This window comes from Zoogloea sp., from assembly GCF_028693495.1.
Taxonomy (GTDB): domain Bacteria; phylum Pseudomonadota; class Gammaproteobacteria; order Burkholderiales; family Rhodocyclaceae; genus Zoogloea.
Window position 1 is genome coordinate 1 of record NZ_JAQUVG010000170.1, and the last position, 3,280, is coordinate 3,280.

General features: G+C 65.9%; 3 protein-coding genes. 2 read left to right on the top strand and 1 reads right to left on the bottom strand.

The window, feature by feature from the left end; genetic code table 11:
• Positions 1 to 1,064, top strand: a 1,064-nt coding sequence (locus PHD22_RS16690; protein WP_299869511.1) for a pyridoxal-dependent decarboxylase, exosortase A system-associated, incomplete at its 5' end; no start/stop codon positions are given.
• Between the two features lie 42 nt (positions 1,065 to 1,106).
• A complete protein-coding gene (locus PHD22_RS16695; RefSeq protein ID WP_299869514.1) occupies positions 1,107 to 2,915 on the top strand; it encodes an asparagine synthase-related protein in 1,809 nt (602 codons plus the stop codon).
• A 15-nt stretch (positions 2,916 to 2,930) separates the two neighbouring features.
• Here the strand turns inward: PHD22_RS16695 and PHD22_RS16700 are convergent.
• Positions 2,931 to 3,280 (bottom strand): hypothetical protein (locus PHD22_RS16700; RefSeq protein ID WP_299869517.1); only part of this gene is annotated, 350 nt, incomplete at its 5' end.

Here is a 3,280-nt window from a genome sequence, read left to right on the forward strand (position 1 = left end):
CCCTGCCGGCAGGCATCAAGCTCCACTACGCCATGAAGGCGAACCCGATGCCCGCCGTGGTGGGTCACATGGCCCGCCGGGTGGACAGCATCGACGTGCCCTCGGCCAGGGAGCTCCAGGTGGCCCTGGATGCGGGTGCCGACCCCCGGGAAATCAGCTTCGCCGGCCCCGGCAAGCGCCACGAAGAACTGCGCCAGGCGGTGGCCGCGGGAATCCTGATCAACATCGAGTCCTTCCGGGAAGTGGCCGAGCTGGCGGCGATCCGGCAGGCCACCGGCTGGCAGGCCCGGGTGGCCGTCCGCGTCAATCCGGATTTCGAGCTGAAAAGCTCCGGCATGAAGATGGGCGGCGGTCCCAAGCAGTTCGGCGTGGACGCCGAGAAAGTCCCCGAACTGCTCGCCGAGATCGGCCGCTCCGGCCTGGCCTTCGAGGGCTTCCACCTGTTCGCCGGCTCCCAGAACCTGCGCCCGGACGCCATCGTCGAGGCCCAGCGCAAATGCTTCGAGCTCGCCCTGCGCCTGGCGGAATCCGCTCCGGCGCCGGTCAGGTTCCTCAACCTGGGGGGCGGCTTCGGCATCCCTTACTTCCCGGGGGAGCAGCGTCTGGACCTGAGCAGTATCTCCGCCAACCTGAGCGCCATCCAGGCTGAGGCCCGCGACACGCTGCCCCTGGCCGAGCTCGTCATCGAACTGGGCCGCTACTTCGTCGGCGAGGCCGGCGTCTATGTGTGCAGGATCCTGGACCGCAAGGACTCCCGCGGGCACACCTTTCTGGTGGCCGACGGCGGCCTGCACCACCACCTGTCCAACTCCGGCAACTTTGGTCAGGTGCTGCGCAAGAACTATCCGGTCGCCATCGGCAACCGGATGGACGCCCCACCCGCCGAACCCATCTCGGTGGTCGGCCCCCTGTGCACGCCCCTGGACATCCTGGCGGACCGCATGCCGCTGCCGGCAGCCGAGCCGGGCGATCTGGTGGTGGTCTTCCAGTCGGGTGCCTATGGGGCCACCGCCAGCCCCCGGGGCTTCCTGAGCCATCCGGACCTGGTGGAAGTGCTGGTCTGACCGGCCCCCCCCCGCAAACACGCAGAATGATTGGAGTTGGTTGTGCATAGCTCAAGCTTGATCCAGGCCCGCATCGACAAGGGCGCCCCCCGCCCCGAGTTGCAGATCGAGGAAACCGCCTCCGGCTGGGAAGCCCGCTGGGGCACCAGTCATCTGACGGTCCGCCGCCCCGCCGAGCTGGCAGCCCGGGACGGAGTGCTGTGCATCAGCCGGGGACGGCCACGCTTCGAGGATGGCACTGGCCTCGCCTCGGGCCATGCCCAGGCCTGGCTGTCCCGCTATCTCGCCCAGGGTGCCGACGTCATCCATCAGGCCAGGGGGCGTTTCGCCGTGGCCTTCGTCCATGTAACCGACTCCCAGGCGCAGCTCTTAAACGACCGCTTCGATACGGAAGCCTGGTTCCACGCCGGAGAAGGCAGCGCGCTGCTGTTTTCCGACCGGGCAGACGGCGTCCCCGTGCAGCACCGCCGGATCAACCCTCAGGCCATCTTCGACTATCTCTACTTCCACGCCATTCCTTCCCCGATCTGCATCTTCGAGGGCGTCGAGCGCCTGACGCCAGCCTCCCGGCTCGACTGGAAAGACGGGCGACGCAGTCTCTCCCGCCACTGGAGACCCGCCTTCCAGGAGCACAGCACCCTGAGCCTGGAGCAGGCCAAAAAACGCTTCATGGAGATCGTCCGCGAATCCGTGGAGCGGGAATACTGCGGCCCGGGCACCGGCGCCTTCCTGTCCGGCGGCACCGACAGTTCGACAGTCTCCGGCATGCTGTGCAAGATCACTGGTCAGGCAGCACCCACCTACTCCATGGGCTTTGATGCCACGGGTTACGATGAAATGGAGTATGCCCGCATCGCGGCGCGCCATTTTGGTACCGACCACCACGAGTACTACGTCAAGCCGGACGACCTGATCGAGGGCATTCCCCTGGTGGCCCGTCATTACGACCAGCCCTTCGGCAACTCCTCCGCCGTACCCGCCTGGATCTGCGCCCGCCAGGCCAGGGCTGACGGGATCGGCACTCTCCTCGCCGGGGACGGAGGTGATGAACTTTTCGGTGGAAACACCCGCTACGCCAAGCAGCGGGTGTTCGGGTGGTACGAAACCCTTCCGTCCCTGCTGCGCAGCACGGTGGTCGAACCACTCACCACCCTGCCCGGGATGAACCGCATCCCTCTGGTCAGGAAGGGCGTCAGCTACGTGGAGCAGGCCTCGATCCCGCTGCCCGACCGGACTGAAATCTACAATCTGATCATCCGGCTGGGTCTGGACAAGGTGTTCACGCCAGCCTTCCTCGCAGGGATCAACCGCCAGGAGCCCAACCACCTCCAGCGGGCCACCTGGAACGAGGTGCCCGACGCCAGCCTCGTCAACCGGATGCTGGCCTTCGACTGGAAATACACCCTGGCCGACAACGATCTGCCAAAGGTGGTCGGCACCACCCGCCTGGCGGGTGTGGATGTGGGCTTCCCGCTGATCAGTGACGAACTGCTGGATTTTTCCCTGGCCCTCCCCACTGAATGGAAGCTGAAGGGTCTCAAGCTCCGCTGGCTCTTCAAGGAAGCCTTACGCGGCTTCCTCCCGGATGAGATCATCACCAAGCAGAAACACGGCTTCGGTCTGCCCTTTGGAGTGTGGTCGGTCAAGCATCCCGCCCTGGGGAAACTGGCCACGGACTCCCTGGAGTCCTTCGGCAGCCGCGGCGTCATTCCGCCGGCGTTCCTGAAGGAGCTCCACACCAAATGGCTTCCGGAGCATCCTGGCTACTACGGGGAAATGGTCTGGATCGTGATGATGCTGGAGCAGTGGCTCCAGGCCTATGCCCCCGACTGGCGGTTCGAGGGGCGTTGAGCTCAGGGTAGCCGATCAGGTGGAGGGGTGGAACGCGGCGCTGACCAGCGTATCCGCCTCACCCTGACGCAGCTGGATCTGGCCCAGCGCCTGGGCAATCGCCATGCACTGGCGGATGTCCTCGAGCAGAAGATCCCCCAGAGCCACGCACAGGGCGGGCTCGGTGACCTCCTGACGGGCGGCACAAGCGGCCTGGATGACCTTGAGCACCCGAGGATAAACAGGGTCGTTGTGCAGTACGGTCGACAGTTCAGCCCGAGCCTGCAAAACCAGGCGGGAATCGACCGGGCGGTGATTGATACTCCGGACCTCCTGCAGGCTCCACAGACGGACCTGACGTTGATTCTCCCGCTCCTGTCCCATCT